The following is an 18,481-nucleotide window of genomic DNA, read 5'->3' as shown; positions in this document are numbered from 1 at the left end:
TGGTGGGGTAGAGCTGGCTCTACCCCTCTGGCACTACCCGAAGTCGGTATCTGGCTGTAGTGATCTTGGCCGTGATCAGCGGTTCGCTGGAGAGGTGAACAGGACCGCCGCACGTCGCACCCCATACGCCGCCCCCGCCCTCTGGACCGTCTGCGCCGTCTTCGCCGCCCTCACCGCGGCCGTGACCTCGCTCCCGCCGCACCGCGTGTGGGGCGTGTTCGCGGCGGGCGGCTACGCGGCGCTGGCCCTGGCGTCGGCAATGGCCGCTCGGCGCACCGCGCCTGCCGCTTCCACAGCGCAGGCTGCGGCATGCCGGGCCGGCCCGCCGCGACGCGGCCCGACGCCGCTGCTGACCGGCGGACTTCCGCTCCTCGGCTGCGCGTCGGCGGCTGTGGCGCCGCTGCTCGTGCTCGCGTTCACAGGCGGTGCCCAGGAAGAGGTGCACGTCGTCCACCGCGCGGGCGCCCGCCTGCTGACAGGCGGCACCCCCTACCTGAGCCCCGACCAACTGGTCGGCGCCGACTACACCGCCTACAACCCGTATCTGCCCGGCATGGCGCTCTTCGGCGTGCCGCACCGGCTCGTGGGGCTGGACGCCAGATTCGGCTTCGCCGCCGTCTTCCTCGTCACCCTCGCCCTCAGCCTCCGGATCGCCACGAGCCGGTCGATCGGTCACCGCACGGCGGTGCTGACGGCTTCACCCCTGATCGCGCTGCCCATGGCGGTCGGCGGGGACGACCTGCCGGTGCTCGGCCTCGTCTGCCTCGGTCTGGCGCTGGCCGGGCGCCGAGGGGACGGAGCAGCGGGCTGGGCGGGGCTCGTCCTCGGCGCGGCGTGCACGCTCAAGGCGACGGCGTGGCCCGCGCTGCCGGTCGCCGCGGCGCTCCTCGCCGTACGCGCGGGTCGCCCCGCGGTGCTGCGGCTCGCCGGTGGTGCCGCGCCCGTACTGGCGGCCGGGCTTGTGCTGCCCGCGCTGGTCGACGGTGCGGGCCTGACGGCCAACGCGATCCGCTATCCGCTCGGCCTCGCGGAAGCCGCGTCCCCGGCAGCCGCCCCGCTGCCGGGCAGGCTGCTCGCCACCCTGGGCCCCGCCGGGCACCTCTGCGCCGTCGCGGGACTGGTGCTGGCCGCCCTGCTGATAGCCGGCTCGCTGCTGCTGCGGCCACCCAGGGACGCGAGTGCTGCGGCGCTCCGGCTCGCGCTGGGCCTGCTGGTGGCGATGGCGCTGCTGCCCGCTTCCCGCTTCGGCTACGCCGTCTACCCCGCCGTACTCGCCCTGTGGGCGCACTGGAGGACCTTCGATGCCCGACGACCCGAACCCGCTCAGCCCCGACAACGGCCCGTCGCCGGACGCCTGCTCCGCCTCCCGGGCGGACCCGCAGCCGCAGCAGGCCGGGCCGCCGCACACCCGGCCGGCCACGCGGCCGGGCCGACGGGCGGTCGGCTCGCCGCCGCAGCCGCGTCCGCAGCCACCAGCCCGCCCGGGACCCCGCGCCGCACCGGGATCCCGCGCCACACCTGGGCCCGGTTCGCCCTCCGGGCCGGACGCCTCATGGGATCGGGACGACACCTCATGGGAGCGGGACAACGCCTCGCGGGGTCGGGACGACGCCTCACGGGGTCGGGACGACGCCTCATGGGATCGGGACAACAAGGGCCGGAGCCGGAATGGGAACCGGGGGCGGGGCCGCACGCTGATCGTGACGAACGACTATCCCCCGCGCAGGGGCGGGATCGAGACGTTCGTCCACGAAATCGCGCGCCGGTTCCCACCCGATGAGGTGGTCGTCTACACGTCGGCCCAGCCCGGCTCGGACGCCTTCGACGCCGCCCAGCCGTTTCCCGTCATCCGGGACCGGGCCCGCACGCTGTTGCCGACGCGGCGTACGGCGGAGACGGCCCGGGCGCTGGCCTTCCGCTACGGGTGCGACCGGGTGTGGTTCGGCGCGGCGGCCCCGCTCGGGCTGCTCGCGGGACGGCTCGGACTGCCCTCGGTCGCCACGACACACGGGCACGAGATGTGGTGGGCCGCGCTCCCGGGCACGCGATGGGTGCTGCGCCGGATCGGCGCAACCGTCGGCACGGTCACCCACCTCACCGCGCATTCCCGGGCCCGCATGGCACGCGCCCTCGGCCCCCGTGCCCGTACGGCCCGCCTGGTGCCCGGCGTTGACGCGGCGCTGTTCCGTCCGGGCGGCCAGGAGCAGGCGGCGGAGTTGCGGCGCCAACTCGGCCTGGGGCAGGGGCCGTTGATCCTCAGCGTCTCGCGGCTCGTACGCCGCAAGGGGCAGGGCACCCTGATCCGCGCCATGCCCCGCGTGCGGGCCGTCGTGCCGGGGGCGACGCTGCTGATCGTCGGCTCCGGACCGTACGAGCGGGCGCTGCGCCGGTTGGCGCGGCGGCTGCCGGGGCTGCCGGAAGGCGCGGTCGTCTTCGCGGGCTCCCGGGCGCACGGCGAACTGCCGCCCTACTACGCGGCAGCCGACGTGTTCGCCATGCCCTGCCGCACCCGGCGCCTCGGACTGGAGGCCGAGGGCCTGGGCATCGTCTGTCTTGAGGCCGCTGCTGCCGGACTGCCGGTGCTCGTGGGGGAGTCGGGCGGCGCGCCGGAGACCGTCAGGGACGGGGAGACCGGCCATGTGGTCGACGGGCGCGACGTGCACGCCGTCGCCCAGCGCCTTACGGAGCTGCTCAACGCTCCGCGGACGGCCGCCGCGATGGGTGCGGAAGGCCGCGCCTGGGCCGAGGCGGAGTGGAGCTGGGACGCCTCGGCCCGTCAGCTGCGCGGCCTGCTGTCCCATACGGTCGACACGTGGTGAGCAGCGACATGACAGCGGCGGAGCCCCCGGCGGATGGGGCTGGGACGGTGATCGAGTACGGGCCCGAGCCTGGCGGTAGTGGCAGGCGCAGCGGCAGCGGCGCGTCGCCCGGTGGCGGGAACGGGGACGGGGACGGTGCCGGTGCGGATGTCGATGCCGACAACGGCGCCGAGGTCGACGTCGATGCCAGCGACGGTGCCGCTGTCGCTGCTGGCGGCGGTCTCGGTGTCGGCAACGGTGCCGCTACAGGCGCCGGCGACGGTCTCGGTGTCGGCAAGGGTGCCGGTGCCGATGCCGATGTGGGCGACGGTGCCGCTGTCGGCCACGGCGCCGATGCTGGCGCCGATGCCGACGACAGCGCCGATATCGGCGACGCTGCCGTCCCCGGGGGAAGCCGGTTGTTCGTCGAGGAGGGCAAGAAGGCTGCCGCCATCGGAGGCGTGTGGCAGGCGTTGGCGGGTGGGCCCGGGGGGTTCCTGGGGTCGTTGTGGCCGCTGCGTGCGCTGGGCTATCTGTTGGCGGGCGGAGTGCTGGGGCTCGGCTGGCTCTTTCTCGCCGTGGGGCTGGTGGTGGTGGGGATTCTGCTGCTGCCCACCGGTATCGGGGTGGTCGCCCTGCTGTGCGTACCGGTGTCCGCCGCCGGGCTCGCCGGGCTGGAGCGGCGGCGGTTGCGTTGGCTGGACCCGCGGGACGCGCCGTCGCCGCACGAGGAACCGTCCGACGCGGTGTCCGATGAGGAGGGCGGCAACGCCGCGCGGCGCGCGCTGCGCAGACTGTGGCGGCGCACCAAGTCGCCCGCCACCTGGGTGGAGTTCGGCTTCGCGGTGCCCAACGCGGTGCTGTCGCTGCTGGATCTGCTGGTGGTGCTGGTGGGGCTCGGCCTGGTCGCCAGCCAGCCGTTCGCCCTGTTCACCGTGTTGGGCGGGGACCAGGTGATGTACGGGGAGGGCATCGTGCTGACGGAGCCCGGCCAGGTGGCGCCGTGGCTCCTGCTGACGCCGGTCCTCGCCGCGCTCGCCTGCTATCTGTTCGCGGGGCTGGCCGGAATGCGGGCGGCGCTCGCCCGTGCCGTACTGGTGGGGCCGCGCCGGGAGAAGGAGTTGGACGCGCGGCTGACGGAGGTGACGGCGTCCCGCGCCCGGCTGGCCGACGCGTTCGAGGTGGAGCGCCGCCGTATCGAGCGCGATCTGCACGACGGCGCGCAGCAGCGGCTGACCGGCCTGATCATGACGTTGGGCCTCGCCAAGCTGGATGCCGACCCGGCGCTCGTCGCCAAGGCGCAGGAGGAGGCGCGCGCCGTACTGGCCGAGCTGCGGGACCTCGTACGCGGCATACATCCCTCCGTGCTCACCGACCGGGGCCTGGGCGCGGCGGTCGAGGCGCTGGCCGAGCGCTCGCCGATACCCGTACGGGTGGAGTCGCGGCTCGGTTCCCGGCGCCCTGCCGAGGCGCTGGAGGTCGCCGCGTACTTCGCCGTCACCGAGGCGCTGACCAACGTGGCCAAGCACAGCGGGGCTTCGCACGCGACAGTGTCGATAACGGGCGGGCAGGCGCTGACGGTCGAGGTCCGCGACGACGGCAGGGGCGGCGCCGATCCGGATCGGGGTACGGGCCTGACGGGGCTCGCGGACCGGCTCGCGGTGCACGGCGGAAGGCTGCGCCTCTCCAGCCCGCCGGGCGGTCCTACGGTGCTGCGGATGGAGCTGCCGTGGACTCAGGTGCAGGATGTGCGGGGTGTGCAGGACACGCGGGGGACGATGTGAGGGCGAGGGGCGGGGGAAACGCGTATGCGACTGGTGATCGCCGAGGATTCCGTACTGCTGCGTGAGGGGCTGAGCCAGATTCTCGCGCGCTTCGGCCATGAGGTGTGCGCGGGCGTCGGCGACGCACCGGCGCTGCTGGAGGCCGTGGCCGAGCACGCGCCGGACTGCGTGGTCACGGATGTGCGGATGCCGCCCGGGCTGCGGGACGAGGGACTGCGGGCCGCCCTCGAACTGCGCACCGAGCGCCCCGCGTTGCCGGTACTGGTGCTGTCGCAGTACGTCGAGAACTCCTACGCCGCCGATCTGCTGGCCACCGGCGACGGCGTCGGATATCTGCTCAAGGACCGGGTCGGCGAGATCACCGAGTTCATCGAGGCGCTGGAGCGGGTGGCCGCGGGCGGCACCGCTGTCGACCCGGAGGTGGTCCGCCGCCTGCTGGCCCCGGACCGCGAACCTGCCGAGCTGCGGCGGCTGACGGCCCGCGAGCGGGAGGTGCTGGCCGCCATGGCGGAGGGGCGGTCCAACGGTGGTATCGCCCGCGCGCTGGTGATCAGTGAGGCCGCGGTCGTCAAACACGTTCGGTCCATCCTCACCAAGCTGGATCTGCCGCCTGCGCCTGATGACCATCGCAGGGTGCTTGCCGTCCTCGCGTATTTGCGCCGCCCCAGGGCCTTTCGGTGAGGGGGTGCCCCTGCTCGACGCTTGCGGACTGCGGGTGGGTTGTGGCTTGTCGCGCCGTTCCCCGCGCCCCTTACGGGGCGCTCGGGTACCCCCTCAACTCATCCGCAGCGCCAGGAAGAAGTCCAGCTTGTCCTCCAGGCGGGACAGGTCGCGGCCGGTGAGCTGTTCGATCCGGCTGACGCGGTAGCGCAGCGTGTTGACGTGCAGGTGGAGGCGGCCGGCGCAGCGGGTCCAGGAGCCGTCAGAGGAGAGGAACGCCTCCAGGGTGGGCACCAGTTCGGCGCGGTGCTTGCGGTCGTACTCGCGCAGCGGGTCCAGCAGCCGGGCGGTGAAGGCGCGGCGGACGTCGTCGGGAACGAACGGCAGCAGCAGCACATGCGAGGCCAGCTCCTCGTGCCCGGCGGCGCGGACCGCGCCCGGGCGCGCGGCGGCGACCCGGCGCGCGTGCCGGGCCTCCTCCAGGGCGCCCCGCAGCCCCTCGGCGGAGTGCACGGCGGCGCTCACACCGATCGTCAGCCGTCCGTCGTCCGCGAGGGCGCGCCCCAGCGGCTCGCTGACCTCGGCCAGCAGCGAGTCGGCGTGCAGCCCTTCCCCGCCGCGTGCCCCGGCGAGCCCGGCGGGCTCGTGCTCCTCACCGGCCGGTGCCGTACGCGCGGCCTGCTCGGCTCCGCCCTCGGGACGCTCGGCAGCTTCGGCGGCCTCGGGGCTCTCCGGCCACTCCCCGGTCAGCGGCACCAGGGCGACCGCCTCACCGTCCACATGGGCCACAGCGAGCCGGTCCGAGCCGTCCGGACCCGTCGTACGCGGGTCGACCAGCAGCTCTTCCAGCAGGGACTGGGCAATCGCCCCGCCGTCGAGGGCACGGGCCGGGTCGGGCTCGTCCCAGTCGACGCGGGCCACGATCACCTGCCAGGCGGGCGCCGTGCCCTGCCCCGGGAGCAGTACGGGGGCCGCCACCCGCAGCCGGGCGGCGATCTCCGAGGGCGGCGCACCGGTCTGCACCAGCTCCAGCACCTCCTGCGCCAGCCTGCGCCGCACCATGCGGGCGGCGTCGCGTCTGTCGCGTTCGACGGCGATGAGCTGGGTGACGCCGTGCAGCAGGTCGAGGCGTTCGGCGGGCCAGTCGCCGGTGTCGGCCGCCACGGCCAGCAGCCAGTCGGACAGGACGGTACGTCGCGGGTCGCCCGCGCCGCGGGTGACGGCGAAGAGGGAGTAGGCCGTGCCTTCGTCGGCCGTCCGGTGCGGGCTGCGCCGCCCGCTGCGGACAGCTGCCATATGGGCGCCGGCCAGCCGGGCGGCGGTGGCGTGCGGCAGCGTCGGTCCCTCGCTGGGCCCGGCGATCTGGCGGCCGGTGGGGGAGAGCACCCAGGCGGCCAGGTCCAGGTCGGAGCCGAGCAGGTCGAGCACCACGTCGGGGCCGCCGCCCGCGGGCCCCGAGGACATCAGCCGCCGGTGCCGGTCCACCACGGCGGCCAGGTCGCCGGCGCGCTCGGTGGAGACCTGGCGGACCACATGCTCGGTGATGGTGGCGAAGGCGACGGACTCGGCGACGGCGAACAGCGGCAGCCGGTGCCGTGCGCAGGCGTCGACCAAGTCCTGGGGGACGGTGCCGAGCTCCGCCTCACCGGCGGCCAGCCCGGCGACCCCCGCGCCGGCCAGGATCTGCACGAACGACTCGGAGTCCTCGGGGGCGTGCCGCCACGCCAGGCCCGTCAGCACCAGCTCGCCGCCGGACAGATAGCGGCTGGGGTCGCGCAGGTCGGTGGTCATGACGCCGCGCACCGTACGGTCCAGCTCGTCCTCGCCGCCGAGGAGGCTCAGGCCCAGCGAGTCGTTCTCCAGGAGCGCGCGCAGCCGCATCGTCTCGTCGCCTGCCGTTCGTTTGTCGTGATCGTGCGAAGGGTTCGGGTCCGGATGAGTGGGTGATGTGAAGAGGCGTGGCCATGTCACAGCGGGTGACCGGGGCATTGCCGCAGCGGAGTGACCGGGAAGAAACCGTGAGGTTAATGGTTCCCGGCCTTCGTTTGAATCTACAAGACCGGGTGGCCGACCAGCCAAACGCTTCATGTTTTCGGTGACTGCACCGGGGCGGGTACCTGTCGGTGTACTGACCGCATCCCCTCGACCACCTCCCACCTCCCATCGCACCACTCCAGATCGCAGTCCGTGTCACCACCCCCCTTCAGCACCTCTATCAGCACCCCCCGATCCAGTACACCGAGAAGAGACACCATGGAGTTCCTGCGCCCGGCCAGTTGGGAGGAGGCGCTCGCCGCGAAGGCGGAGCACCCCTCAGCCGTGCCCATCGCGGGCGGCACCGATGTCATGGTCGAGATCAACTTCGATCACCGCCGCCCCACCCATCTCATGGATCTGAACCGGGTCCGTGAGCTGCACGAGTGGGAGGTCGGCGACGAGACCGTCCGGCTCGGCGCCTCCGTGCCCTACTCGAAGATCATCGACGAGCTCGCCCACGAGCTGCCGGGCCTCGCACTGGCTTCGCACACCGTCGGCTCCCCGCAGATCCGCAACCGGGGCAGCGTCGGCGGCAACCTCGGCGCCGCCTCCCCCGCAGGGGACTCGCACCCCGCGCTGCTCGCAGCGGGTGCCGAGGTCGAGGCCGAGTCGGTGCGGGGCACCCGGTTCATCCCCGTCGAGGAGTTCTACACCGGCGTGAAGCGCAACGCCCTCGCCGAGGACGAGCTGATCAGATCCGTCCACATCAAGAAGGCCGACGGGCCCCAGCAGTTCTCGAAGGTCGGCACCCGCAACGCCATGGTCATCGCCGTATGCGCCTTCGGCATCGCGCTGCACCCCGAGACCCGCACCGTCAAGACCGGCATCGGCTCCGCCGCGCCGACCCCGCTGCGGGCCCGCGCCGCCGAGGACTTCCTGAACGCGGCGCTGGAGGAGGGCGGCCTCTGGGACAACGGCAGGACCATCCCGCCGTCCGTGGCCCGCGAGTTCGCCGACCTCTGCTCCGGCGCCTGCAACCCGATCGACGACGTGCGCGGCAGCGCCGCCTACCGCCGCCGCGCGGTGGGCGTCATGGCCCGCCGCACGCTGGGCTGGACCTGGGAGAGCTACCGCGCCACCGGGAACGGCCGCACCACCGAAGGAGGCGCCCAATGCGCGTGACATTCACCGTCAACGGACGGCGGCACGAGGCCGACGACGTGTGGGAGGGCGAGTCCCTGCTGTACGTGCTGCGCGAGCGGATGGGGCTGCCCGGCTCCAAGAACGCCTGTGAACAGGGCGAATGCGGCTCCTGTACGGTCCGCCTGGACGGCGAGCCGGTCTGTGCCTGTCTGGTGGCCGCCGGCCAGGCCGAGGGCCGCGAGGTCGTCACCGTGGAGGGGCTCGCCGAGTACGCGCGGGACCGGGACGGCTCCGAGCAGACCGGGGACCTGGCCCCTGTCCAGCAGGCGTTCATCGACGCCGGCGCCGTGCAGTGCGGCTTCTGCACCCCGGGCCTGCTGGTCGCCGCCGACGAGCTGATCGAGCGCAACCCGCAGCCCTCCGACGCGGACATCCGGGAGGCGCTCTCGGGCAATCTGTGCCGCTGTACCGGCTACGAGAAGATCATGGACGCCGTCCGACTCGCCGCCGCTCGCGCCGACGACAGTGCGCAGGAGGTGGTCTGAGGTGGCCCCCGCGACGGGGCAGCCCACCGGCACCCCCACCAAGCTGGACCAGGGAGTCGGCACCAAGGCCGGGGTCGGTGACTCCCCGCTGCGGCCCGACGGCACCCTGAAGGTGACCGGCGAGTTCGCCTACTCCTCGGACATGTGGCACGAGGACATGCTGTGGGGCTGCACCCTGCGCAGCCCGCACGCGCATGCCGAGATCGTCTCCATCGACATCAGCGAGGCGCTCAAGCAGGCGGGTGTGCACGCCGTGCTCACCTACGAGGACCTCCCGACCGAGGTGAAGAACTACGGCCTGGAGATCCAGGACACCCCCGTCCTCGCCCACGGCCGGGTCCGCCACCACGGCGAGCCGGTCGCGCTGGTGGCGGCCGACCACCCGGAGACGGCACGCCGCGCCGCCGCCAAGATCAAGGTCGAGTACCGGGAGCTGCCGGTCGTCCACGACGAGGCCTCCGCGGTGGCCGAGGACGCTCCGCTGCTCCACCCGGGCCGCGACGACCACCACGCCGGGCACGTCCCGCACCCCAACATCGTGCACCGCCAGCCGATCGTGCGCGGTGACGCGAAGGCCGCGGCCGAGCGTGCCGACGTGATCGTCACCGGCGAGTACGAGGTCGGCATGCAGGACCAGGCGTTCCTCGGCCCAGAGTCCGGACTGGCCGTGCCCGCCGAGGACGGCGGTGTGGACCTCTACATCGCCACCCAGTGGCTGCACTCGGACCTGCGGCAGATCGCCCCCGTCCTCGGGCTGCCCGAGGAGAAGGTACGGATGACGCTCTCCGGCGTCGGCGGAGCCTTCGGCGGCCGCGAGGACCTGTCCATGCAGATCCACGCCTGCCTGCTGGCGCTGGTCACCGGCAAGCCCGTCAAGATCGTCTACAACCGCTTCGAATCGTTCTTCGGGCATGTGCACCGGCACCCGGCGAAGCTGTGGTACGAGCACGGCGCCACCCGCGACGGCAAGCTCACCCATATGAAGTGCCGCATCGTGCTGGACGGCGGCGCGTACGCCTCGGCGTCCCCTGCGGTGGTCGGCAACGCGGCCTCGCTCAGCGTCGGCCCGTACGTCGTCGACGACGTCGAGATCGAGGCGGTGGCGCTCTACACCAACAACCCGCCCTGCGGCGCGATGCGCGGCTTCGGCGCGGTCCAGGCGTGCTTCGCGTACGAGGCGCAGATGGACAAGCTCGCCGCCGAACTGGGCATGGACCCGGTCGAGTTGCGGCAGCGCAACGCCATGTCCCAGGGCACGCTGCTGCCCACGGGGCAGGCGGTGGACTCCCCGGCGCCGGTTGCCGAGCTGCTGCGCCGGGTCAAGGCCATGCCGATGCCGATGGAGGCGCAGTGGGAGACCGTCGGCGGTGAGCCCGATGTACGGGCGCTGCCCGGCGGACTGTCCAACACCACGCACGGCGAGGGCGTCGTACGAGGTGTCGGCTACGCCGTCGGCATCAAGAACGTCGGCTTCTCCGAGGGCTTCGACGACTACTCCACGGCGCGGGTGCGGCTGGAGGTCGTCGGCGGCGAACCGGTGGCGCTGGTGCACACGGCGATGGCCGAGGTGGGCCAGGGCGGTATCACCGTGCACGCCCAGATCGCCCGCACCGAGCTGGGCGTCACCCAGGTGACGATCCACCCCGCCGACACCCAGGTCGGCTCGGCCGGCTCCACCTCCGCCTCCCGGCAGACGTATGTGACCGGCGGCGCCGTGAAGCATGTCTGCGAACTGGTCCGCGAGAAGGTGCTGGAGCGCGGCCGGGAACGGTTCGGCACCTACCACCCCGCGTGGGCGACGGCCGAACTGCTGCTGGAGGGCGGCAAGGTCGTCACCGATGGCGGCGAGGTGCTGGCCTCGCTGGTCGATGTGCTCGGTGACGAGCCCGTCGAGGCCGAGGACGAGTGGCGGCACCGGCCGACCGAGGCCTTCGACCTGAAGACCGGACAGGGCTTCGGCCACGTCCAGTACTCCTTCGCCGCGCACCGCGCGGTAGTTGAGGTCGACACCGAGCTCGGCCTGGTCAAGGTCATCGAACTGGCTTGCGCACAGGATGTGGGCAAGGCGATGAACCCGCAGGCCGTGGTGGGCCAGATCCAGGGCGGCACCACGCAGGGGCTCGGTCTCGCCGTGATGGAGGAGATCGTGGTCGACCCCAAGGCCAAGGTCCGCAACCCCTCCTTCACGGACTATCTGATCCCCACGATTCTGGACACGCCGACCATCCCGGTCGACGTGCTGGAGCTCGCCGACGAGCACGCCCCGTACGGATTGCGGGGCGCCGGTGAGGCACCGACTCTCTCGTCGACGCCCGCCGTCATGGCGGCCGTCCGGGCCGCCACCGGGCGCGCGTTGCCGCGGGTTCCGGTGCGACCGGAGCACATCGTCGACGTGTGAGATTTCCCCGACCCCGCCCTCCCCGAGACCGGGGGCTCCGGCCCCCGGACCCCCCACCAGGGGCCCCCACCCCCTGGACCCCCGTTGCCCGCCCGTTCGCCCCGTTCCAGGGCGCCCGTGCGGGGATGAGAAACGGGCCGGGGCGGGGCCGGGGGAAAGGCAAGACGCGGGCCGTCCCCCGGGTCGTGCTTCCCAAATCCTCGGCGTCTGCCGGGGTGCCCCTATGAACCTTGGGAGTCAGCACAATGACCCAGTCCAAAGTAGGGCCGACGACGACGCCGGAGGATGCGGGTCCTGGGTCCCGTATCCCCGCGGGTCGCTCGTGGCTCGACAGGTACTTCCACATCTCCGAGAGAGGGTCGACCTACGGCCAGGAGATACGTGGCGGTGTCACCACCTTCATGGCGATGGCGTACATCGTCCTGCTCAACCCCGTCATCCTCTCCGTGCCCGACGCCGCCGGGCACAAGCTGGACGGCGGGCAGGTCACCACGGCGACGGCGCTGGCCGCCGCGGTGACCACCCTGGTGATGGGCTTCATCGGCAACGTGCCGCTGGCCCTGGCGGCGGGACTGAGCGTCTCGGCCGTGATGTCGTTCCAGGTCGTCCCCGAGATGACCTGGGGCAACGCCTGGGCGATGTGTCTCATCTACGGCGCCGTGATCATCCTGCTGGTGGTCACCGGGCTCCGCGAGCTCATCATGAACGCGATCCCGCTGGCGCTGAAACACGCGATCACCATGGGCATCGGGCTGTTCGTCTGCCTGATCGGGCTGGTCCAGGCCGGCTTCGTCACCTCGATGGCCGGGCCCGGCGGCGTTCCGGGTGCCAAGCCCATCCAGCTCGGCACCGCGGACATGCTCACCGGCTGGCCGGTGCTGTGCTTCGCCGTCACCGTGCTGCTGATCTTCGCGCTCCAGGTACGCAAGGTGCCCGGCGCGATCCTCATCGGCATCGTCGGCGGCACCGTCCTGGCCGCGCTGGTGCACCAGTTCGCCGGTCTCGACAAGAAGGACTGGGGCGGCAGGAACGCCCCGGAGATCACCGGCTCGGTGGTCAGCTCGCCCGACTTCGGGCTGCTGGGCACCGTCTCGTTCAACGGACTGGGTGACGTCGGCGGCATCACCATCGGCGTCATCGTCTTCACCCTCGTCCTGGCCGGGTTCTTCGACGCCATCGGCACCATCATCGGCATCGGCCAGCAGGCCGGGCTCGCCGACGCGCAGGGCCGGATGCCGGGGCTGAACAAGGCGCTGACCATCGACGGTGCGGGCGGCGTGGCCGGCGGTCTGGCCGGCGCCTCGGGCCAGACCGTGTTCGTGGAGTCCACGGCGGGCGTCGGCGACGGTGCCCGTACCGGCCTGGCCAGCGTCGTCACCGGCCTCGGCTTCGCACTCTGTCTGTTCTTCACGCCCCTCGCGCAGGTGATCCCTCCGCAGGTGGCGGCCGCGGCGCTCGTCGTCATCGGCTCGATGATGATGACCAACGCCATGCACATCGACTGGACCGACCCGGCCACGTCGATCCCGGTCTTCCTGACCACCGTGCTGATGCCGTTCACGTACTCCATCACGGCCGGTATCGGCGCCGGTGTCATCGCCTACGTTCTGATCAAGGCCGTCCAGGGAAAGTTCCGCGAGCCCGGATGGTTGATGTGGGTACTGGGACTTGTCTTCCTGGCCTACTTCGCGCTGAACCCGATCGAGCAGTGGCTGGGGGTCAAGTAGCCACCTGACGCTGCTCTCCCTGTCAGGCGGGAGCGGGTGCGGTCCCCTGGCCGTTCCCGCTCCCACCTGGTAGTCATCACCGCCGAGGAGACAATCAGATGCTGGACATCGCCGCTGAGCTGCACCGCTGGTGCCAGGAGGGACGGGACTTCGCCGTCGCCACCGTGGTCGGCGTCAGCAACAGCGCCCCGCGACAGGTGGGCGCCGCGCTGGCCGTGGACGCGGACGGCGAGGCCGTCGGCAGCGTGAGCGGCGGCTGCGTCGAGGGCGCCGTCTACGAGCTGTGCCAGGAGGCACTGGAGTCGGGCCACAGCGTCCGCCAGACCTTCGGCTACAGCGACGAGGACGCCTTCGCCGTCGGCCTGACCTGCGGCGGCATCATCGACATCCTGGTGACCCCGGCCCGGGCCGGCTCGGCGGCCCGCGAGGCGTTCGCCGCGGCGGCGGCCGAGGCCACCGAGGGCCGCACGGCCGCGCTCGTACGGATCGTGGCGGGCCCGGACGAACTGCTGGGCGGCGCCCTGTGGCTGGACGCCGACGGACAGCGGCACGGCGCACTGGGCGGAGCGCCCGAGCTGGACGCCACCGCCGTGGCCGAGGGCGGGGCACTGCTGGCCGCGGGCCGCACCGCGACCGTCACCGTCGGCGCCGACGGCAGCATGTGCGGGCAGCCGGTGACCCTGCTGGTGGAATCCAGCGTCCCGCCGCCGCGGATGCTGGTCTTCGGCGCCATCGACTTCGCCGCCGCGCTGGTACGGATCGGCAAGTTCCTCGGCTACCACGTGACGGTGTGCGACGCGCGGCCCGTCTTTGCCACGGCCCGCCGCTTCCCCGAGGCCGACGAGGTCGTCGTCGACTGGCCGCACCGCTATCTCGACTCCCAGGACGTCGACGCCCGTACGGTCGTCTGCGTACTGACCCATGACGCCAAATTCGACGTGCCGCTGCTGGAGCGGGCGCTGCGGCTGCCGGTGGCCTACGTCGGCGCGATGGGCTCGCGCCGCACCCACCGCGACCGGCTGCAGCGGCTCCGCGAGGCGGGCCTGACCTCCCTCGAACTCGCCGCGCTGCGCTCGCCGATCGGCCTCGACCTGGGCGCCCGCACCCCGGAGGAGACGGCGCTGTCCATCGCCGCGGAGATCGTCGCCTCCCGGCACGGCGGCAGCGGGGTGCCGCTCAACGGGGCGCACACCCCCATTCACCACGACAGCGGCCCTGTCACCGCGTCGAGCACGGGCGGCGTGCACAGGGCCGCCGGCTGACCCGGCCCGGCGGGACGCCGCGCGGCCCCGCCCGCACGGTCACCCAGCAAGGCCAGCCCCACGAAGGTGAGCGCGTGCCGCACGGTGTTGCGGCGTCTGCTGCTGGAGACCAGCCCCGCGCCCCGCAGCACCGCGGCGTGCTCGCTCGCGGAGGAGAGGGACACGCCCGCACGCCGCGCCAGTTCACTGGTGCTGCAACCGCCGAGCAGCGACTGGAGCACAGCCGCTCTGGTGTGCCCGAGTAGCCGCGCCAGATGCTCCGGTGACACGTCCTGGCCTTCGGGTCTACGCGCCGGATACACCAGGACGGGCGGCAGCTCGGGGTCCGCGAGCGCGACCGGCGTACGGCGGCAGAAGTAGGAGGGGATGAGCAGCAGCCCACGCCCTTCGAGGTGGATCTCCACCGTGGCCGGGTAGTCGGTCTCCAGCACCGGAGGCCGCCACCGGATGACCGGCTCGAACGTGCGGAGCATCTCCTCGGTGCCGTGCAGCCACTGCGTCCGGCACCGCCCCATGCGGTCGGCCTCCACCTGGGAGACGATCCGCGGCCACCAGGGCTCCAGTGCGAGGTCCCGGTAGTCCCGCAGCGCATCCCCCAGCCTGCCCAGCGCCCGCGCTCCGCCCTCGCCGACGGCACTCGCCCAGTCGCTGAGCGGCGGGGCCGACCGGGCCAGCACGCCGACCTGCGTACGCAGTTGGCTCCGGGGCGTGGCGAGCACCGCCTCCACGCCTTCCTCGAAACCCGCTGCCCCGGCGGCCGGTGTCAGGAAGTCGGGAAAGTACCCCCGTGCGGGCACCAGCGGCAGCAGCCGCCGCAGCGGCTCCGTACTGTCGCGCCACACCTGCCCCCGCCACTCCGACAGGACGGCGTCCGGCCGGGTGTCCCGCAGTCTGTGCAGGCTCAGTACCGATTCCCACAGCGGATCGGGTCCGTCGGCGACCCGGGTGCGGGCCAGATCCCCCGCGGCGAAGTGCAGGCGCAACATATGTCCCCCCGATGTTCCGGATGTGCGTCCAGAGGTGACCTTGCGGGATACCTGACGCGGGGGCAACAACCGGCGGGGAAGTGGGACAAAGGGACAAGAACCCTGCCGCCACCTGCACAGATCCGGCATGCTGGGACGGCTCGGTACGGCGCTGGACGCCCCGGGCGCAGGGGAGGGAGCCATGACGGTGGGCAGGGACGGGGCCGAGTTGGCGGAGTTGCTGGAGGGGCTGAAACAACGCAGCGGACGTAGCTACGCCGCACTCGCGCACCGCACCGGGCTCGGCCGCTCGACGGTGCACCGCTACTGCCTCGGTACGACCGTCCCCCGCACCTTCGGCGCCGTCGAGAAGGTGGCCCGCGTCTGCGGAGCCGACCGTACGGAACTGGACCGGCTCTACCGCGCCTGGTGCCAGGCCGTCGACGCGGAGCGCGGTGGCGCGGCGGGGGACGCGGGAGCGGAGGACGCTGGCGCGAGCGAGCACCCTGGGGAGGTGGACGCTCCGGAACCGCAGGGCGGTCGGGCAGCGGCGGAGGGCTCGGCAGCTGCAGAGCGTTCGGCTCCGGCGGAGGGCTCGGCAGTCGCGGAGCGCTCGGCTCCGCTGGACGGCTCGGCAGCTGCCGAGCGTTCGGCTCCGGTGCCCGGCCCGGCGGCCTCCGGCGCGGCCCGATCCGTCGTGCCGCGTACGTACTTCTGGCTGCGCGTGGTGGCGCTGCTGCTCGGCTTTCTGATCCCCTCCGCCGCCGTCACCGTCCCCTACCGCGACGGAGCGGGCAGCGGAACCCCGAGTAGTTCGCCGGATCCCGGGGTTACCGGCGGCGGACAACAGCAGGACGCCAGGGGGCAGGACGTCAAAGGGCCCGACTGGACCACCGCACCGAAGCGGGTGCCCAGCGCCTTCTACGGCGTCAACCTCAGCTACGACACCGCGGAGATGCCCGGCTTCCGCGTCGGGTCCGTACGGCTGTGGCACTCCGGCACCCGGTGGTCCCAGTTGGAGCCACAGCGCGGCAAGTACCGGTGGCGGACGCTGGACCGGCTGGTCGACGCCGCTGAGCGCAAGCGGCTGCCCGTGCTGCTCACCCTGGGCGGTACCCCGCCCTGGGCGGCGCCGGAGGGCCGCAGATCGCTGTTCGCCGACGCGCGCTCCGCACCTCCCGACAAGCTCGCCGACTGGGACCGGTTCATCAAGGCGCTCGCCACCCGCTACCGCGGCCGGATCGAGGCGTACGAGCTGTGGGACTACCCCAGCCACCGGGGCACATGGAGCGGTTCGGTGGAGACGCTGGCCGGGATGGTCGAGCGCGCCGCGCGGATCATTCGCCGTACCGACCCCGAGGCGCAGCGGATCTGCCCCTCCTTCGGTTCGCTGTGGGAGAAGCGCGGCCGCGACCTGCTGCGGAAGTTCGCACGTACGGGCGCGTACGAGCACTGCGAGGCCGCCGCGCTCAAGCTGCCCCCGCGCAGGGCGGACGGCCCGCCGGAGGAGATGGTGACGCTCGTCAAACGGGTGCAGCGGCTCCTGTACAGCGAGGGCCTGGGCCGTGTCGCCCTGTGGAACACCGGACCCGATATCGACGTCGCCCTCAGGAAGCACCTGGACGTGCGCCGGGCCAACAACTACGCGGTGCGCTTCTACCTCGTGGGCCTCTACCTCAAGGACCAGGCGCTGGAGCGGATGTACTTCTACAGCTGGGGCAGCTCCGAGGTGCCCCTCGTGGTGGAGGTCGCGGGGGGTCCGCCGACGGAGGCGGGGCGGCGCATCGGGCGGTTGCAGGGGTGGCTGAAGGGCGCCCGCATCACCTCGTGCGGGAGCGGCGCCGCGATGGGGCTCGCCGCGGGCGCCTACACCTGCCGCTTCGTACGGAAGGGCAGCGAACTGCACGTCTACTGGACGACGCGGGGCCAGGGCCGGGTCCGGCTGGCCGAGGGCGCCCGGCTGCTGCGCCGGATGGACGGCAGCGAGACCTCCGCGCGCCCGGGCCGTCACCTGGCGATCGGCGAAGAACCCGTGCTGGTCGAACACCGGCCGGAGGACGGCTGATCCGGAGCGGCTCGAACGCCCTGCGCCGCAGGTCTCGCCGCAGTAGCGGCCCGCGTCCGCCGCGGCTCAGAACAGCTTGATGTTCACCAGCAGGGCGCGGTGGTCGGTGCCCCGCAGATCGAGGAACTCGCCGTCCACCGGCAGGAGCGTCTCGCTCAGCAGTATGTGGTCGATCTGCGCGCCCAGCACCGGCGTGGTGCGGGTGGGCCAGGTGGGGGTGCGGGAGTTGCCCAGCATGCGGGCCGCGTCGTGCATACCGGTCTTCAGGATGGCGCGGAAAGCGGCGTGGTCCTGCGAGGAGTTGAAGTCGCCCGCGATCACCGTGGGCAGCTTGCCGCGCGCCGCCGCCACGGCCCGCAGCCGGTCCAGTTCGACCCGCCACGCCGCCGTACTGTCCGGCTTCGGCGGCATCGGATGTGCCACCTGGAGGGCGACCCGCTCGCCGTGCACATCCGCGACGGCCCCGGGCATCGACAGCCGGCCGCGCACCTCGCTGCGGTCGTGCAGCGGATAGATGCTGAGCAGCGCCGAACCCCGCGCGCCCCCGCCGCCGGTGACGATCCGATGCGGATACTCCTCGCGCAGCGCGGGCCCGCGCAGCGCCACCGCGCACCTGGCGTCGCACTCCTGCACCGAGACGATCTGCGGGCGCTCCCTGTGCACCGTCTTCACCAGGTCCGGGGTGGCGGCCCCGTACTTCAGATTGGCCGTCAGCACCCGGAACTGCGCCTTCGCGGGCCTGGCCGCCGTATCGCTGGGCGCGGACGGCCCGTACGGGCGCAGAAACCACCCCGTGCACGCCAGCACCGCCAGCGCCCACAGCAGCACCAGCCACCGGCGGGAGAGGGCGGCGCCCAGCGCCGCGAGCCAGGCCGGGGCGAGAAGCCAGGGCAGGAACGCCAGCAGTTGCGGCACCGGCGTCGGCCCGTCCTCGTCCCCCACCCGGAACGCCAGGGTGACCGTGAGCACGAGCAGGGTCAGTACCGAGAGCGCCGCGATGACGGGATGGCGTGGTCCGCGCCGTCTTCCGTCCGTCGGCACACCGCCGACGGTCGCGTCGTCGTCCCTGTCCTGCCGCGTGCCGGCCCCCGTATACACCTCTCCGATGATGCCGTACCTCCTGTCACTTGCGCGTAAGCCCCCGGCCGGGGGTGGTG

At 73.0% G+C, this 18,481-nt stretch carries 13 protein-coding genes; 10 read left to right on the top strand and 3 right to left on the bottom strand.

What is annotated here, in order from left to right; translation table 11 throughout:
- Positions 1–94: 94 nt before the first annotated feature.
- The 4 genes from ACQEU8_RS08055 to ACQEU8_RS08040 are packed head-to-tail and all read left to right on the top strand — an operon-like array spanning position 95 to position 5,263.
- The gene (locus ACQEU8_RS08055; RefSeq protein WP_433102519.1) at positions 95–1,780 is read left to right on the top strand and encodes a hypothetical protein; all 1,686 of its coding nucleotides are present in this window, start codon (positions 95–97) and stop codon (positions 1,778–1,780) included.
- Positions 1,698–2,819, top strand: a complete 1,122-nt coding sequence (locus ACQEU8_RS08050) for a glycosyltransferase family 4 protein (protein ID WP_433102227.1) — start codon at positions 1,698–1,700, stop codon at positions 2,817–2,819. The genes ACQEU8_RS08055 and ACQEU8_RS08050 overlap by 83 nt, the downstream gene beginning before the upstream one ends.
- On the top strand, positions 2,813–4,582 hold the full coding sequence (locus ACQEU8_RS08045; RefSeq protein ID WP_433098321.1) for a sensor histidine kinase: 1,770 nt from the start codon (positions 2,813–2,815) through the stop codon (positions 4,580–4,582). Before ACQEU8_RS08050 ends, ACQEU8_RS08045 begins: the two co-directional genes overlap by 7 nt.
- Positions 4,583–4,606: 24 nt before the next feature.
- Positions 4,607–5,263, top strand: a complete 657-nt coding sequence (locus tag ACQEU8_RS08040) for a response regulator transcription factor (protein ID WP_433098319.1) — start codon at positions 4,607–4,609, stop codon at positions 5,261–5,263.
- 93 nt (positions 5,264–5,356) lie between these two features.
- Here ACQEU8_RS08040 and ACQEU8_RS08035 read toward each other — a convergent pair whose 3' ends face one another.
- Complete coding sequence (locus ACQEU8_RS08035) at positions 5,357–7,123, bottom strand: PucR family transcriptional regulator (protein ID WP_433098317.1); 1,767 nt, start codon at positions 7,121–7,123, stop codon at positions 5,357–5,359.
- A gap of 372 nt (positions 7,124–7,495) precedes the next feature.
- On the opposite strand from ACQEU8_RS08035, the gene ACQEU8_RS08030 reads away from it, so the two are divergent.
- From ACQEU8_RS08030 to ACQEU8_RS08010, 5 genes are all read left to right on the top strand, one after another.
- Positions 7,496–8,401: an FAD binding domain-containing protein gene (locus ACQEU8_RS08030; RefSeq protein ID WP_433098315.1), complete on the top strand. Its 906-nt coding sequence runs from the start codon at positions 7,496–7,498 to the stop codon at positions 8,399–8,401.
- Entirely contained in the window at positions 8,392–8,907 is a 516-nt protein-coding gene (locus ACQEU8_RS08025) for a (2Fe-2S)-binding protein (RefSeq protein WP_433098313.1), read from the top strand. The genes ACQEU8_RS08030 and ACQEU8_RS08025 overlap by 10 nt, the downstream gene beginning before the upstream one ends.
- A 1-nt stretch (position 8,908) precedes the next feature.
- Positions 8,909–11,305, top strand: coding sequence for a xanthine dehydrogenase subunit D (gene pucD, locus ACQEU8_RS08020; protein WP_433098311.1), 2,397 nt, complete (start codon positions 8,909–8,911; stop codon positions 11,303–11,305).
- A gap of 245 nt (positions 11,306–11,550) precedes the next feature.
- On the top strand, positions 11,551–13,032 hold the full coding sequence (locus ACQEU8_RS08015) for an NCS2 family permease (protein WP_433098309.1): 1,482 nt from the start codon (positions 11,551–11,553) through the stop codon (positions 13,030–13,032).
- Positions 13,033–13,130: 98 nt separating this feature from the next.
- Complete coding sequence (locus ACQEU8_RS08010; RefSeq protein WP_433098307.1) at positions 13,131–14,294, top strand: XdhC family protein; 1,164 nt, start codon at positions 13,131–13,133, stop codon at positions 14,292–14,294.
- Here ACQEU8_RS08010 and ACQEU8_RS08005 read toward each other — a convergent pair.
- Positions 14,231–15,280: an ArsR/SmtB family transcription factor gene (locus ACQEU8_RS08005; RefSeq protein WP_433098305.1), complete on the bottom strand. Its 1,050-nt coding sequence runs from the start codon at positions 15,278–15,280 to the stop codon at positions 14,231–14,233. The genes ACQEU8_RS08010 and ACQEU8_RS08005 overlap by 64 nt on opposite strands.
- A 127-nt stretch (positions 15,281–15,407) precedes the next feature.
- On the opposite strand from ACQEU8_RS08005, the gene ACQEU8_RS08000 reads away from it, so the two are divergent.
- Positions 15,408–17,324, top strand: coding sequence for a helix-turn-helix domain-containing protein (locus ACQEU8_RS08000; protein ID WP_433098303.1), 1,917 nt, complete (start codon positions 15,408–15,410; stop codon positions 17,322–17,324).
- A 66-nt stretch (positions 17,325–17,390) separates the two neighbouring features.
- Here ACQEU8_RS08000 and ACQEU8_RS07995 read toward each other — a convergent pair whose 3' ends face one another.
- Positions 17,391–18,422, bottom strand: a complete 1,032-nt coding sequence (locus tag ACQEU8_RS07995) for an endonuclease/exonuclease/phosphatase family protein (protein WP_433098301.1) — start codon at positions 18,420–18,422, stop codon at positions 17,391–17,393.
- Positions 18,423–18,481 lie beyond the last annotated feature (59 nt).

This window comes from Streptomyces sp. CA-250714, assembly GCF_050936705.1.
In the GTDB taxonomy this organism is placed as follows: domain Bacteria; phylum Actinomycetota; class Actinomycetes; order Streptomycetales; family Streptomycetaceae; genus Streptomyces.
The sequence above is the reverse complement of the archived record's forward strand: the minus strand, read 5'-3'. Positions and strand labels throughout refer to the sequence as shown.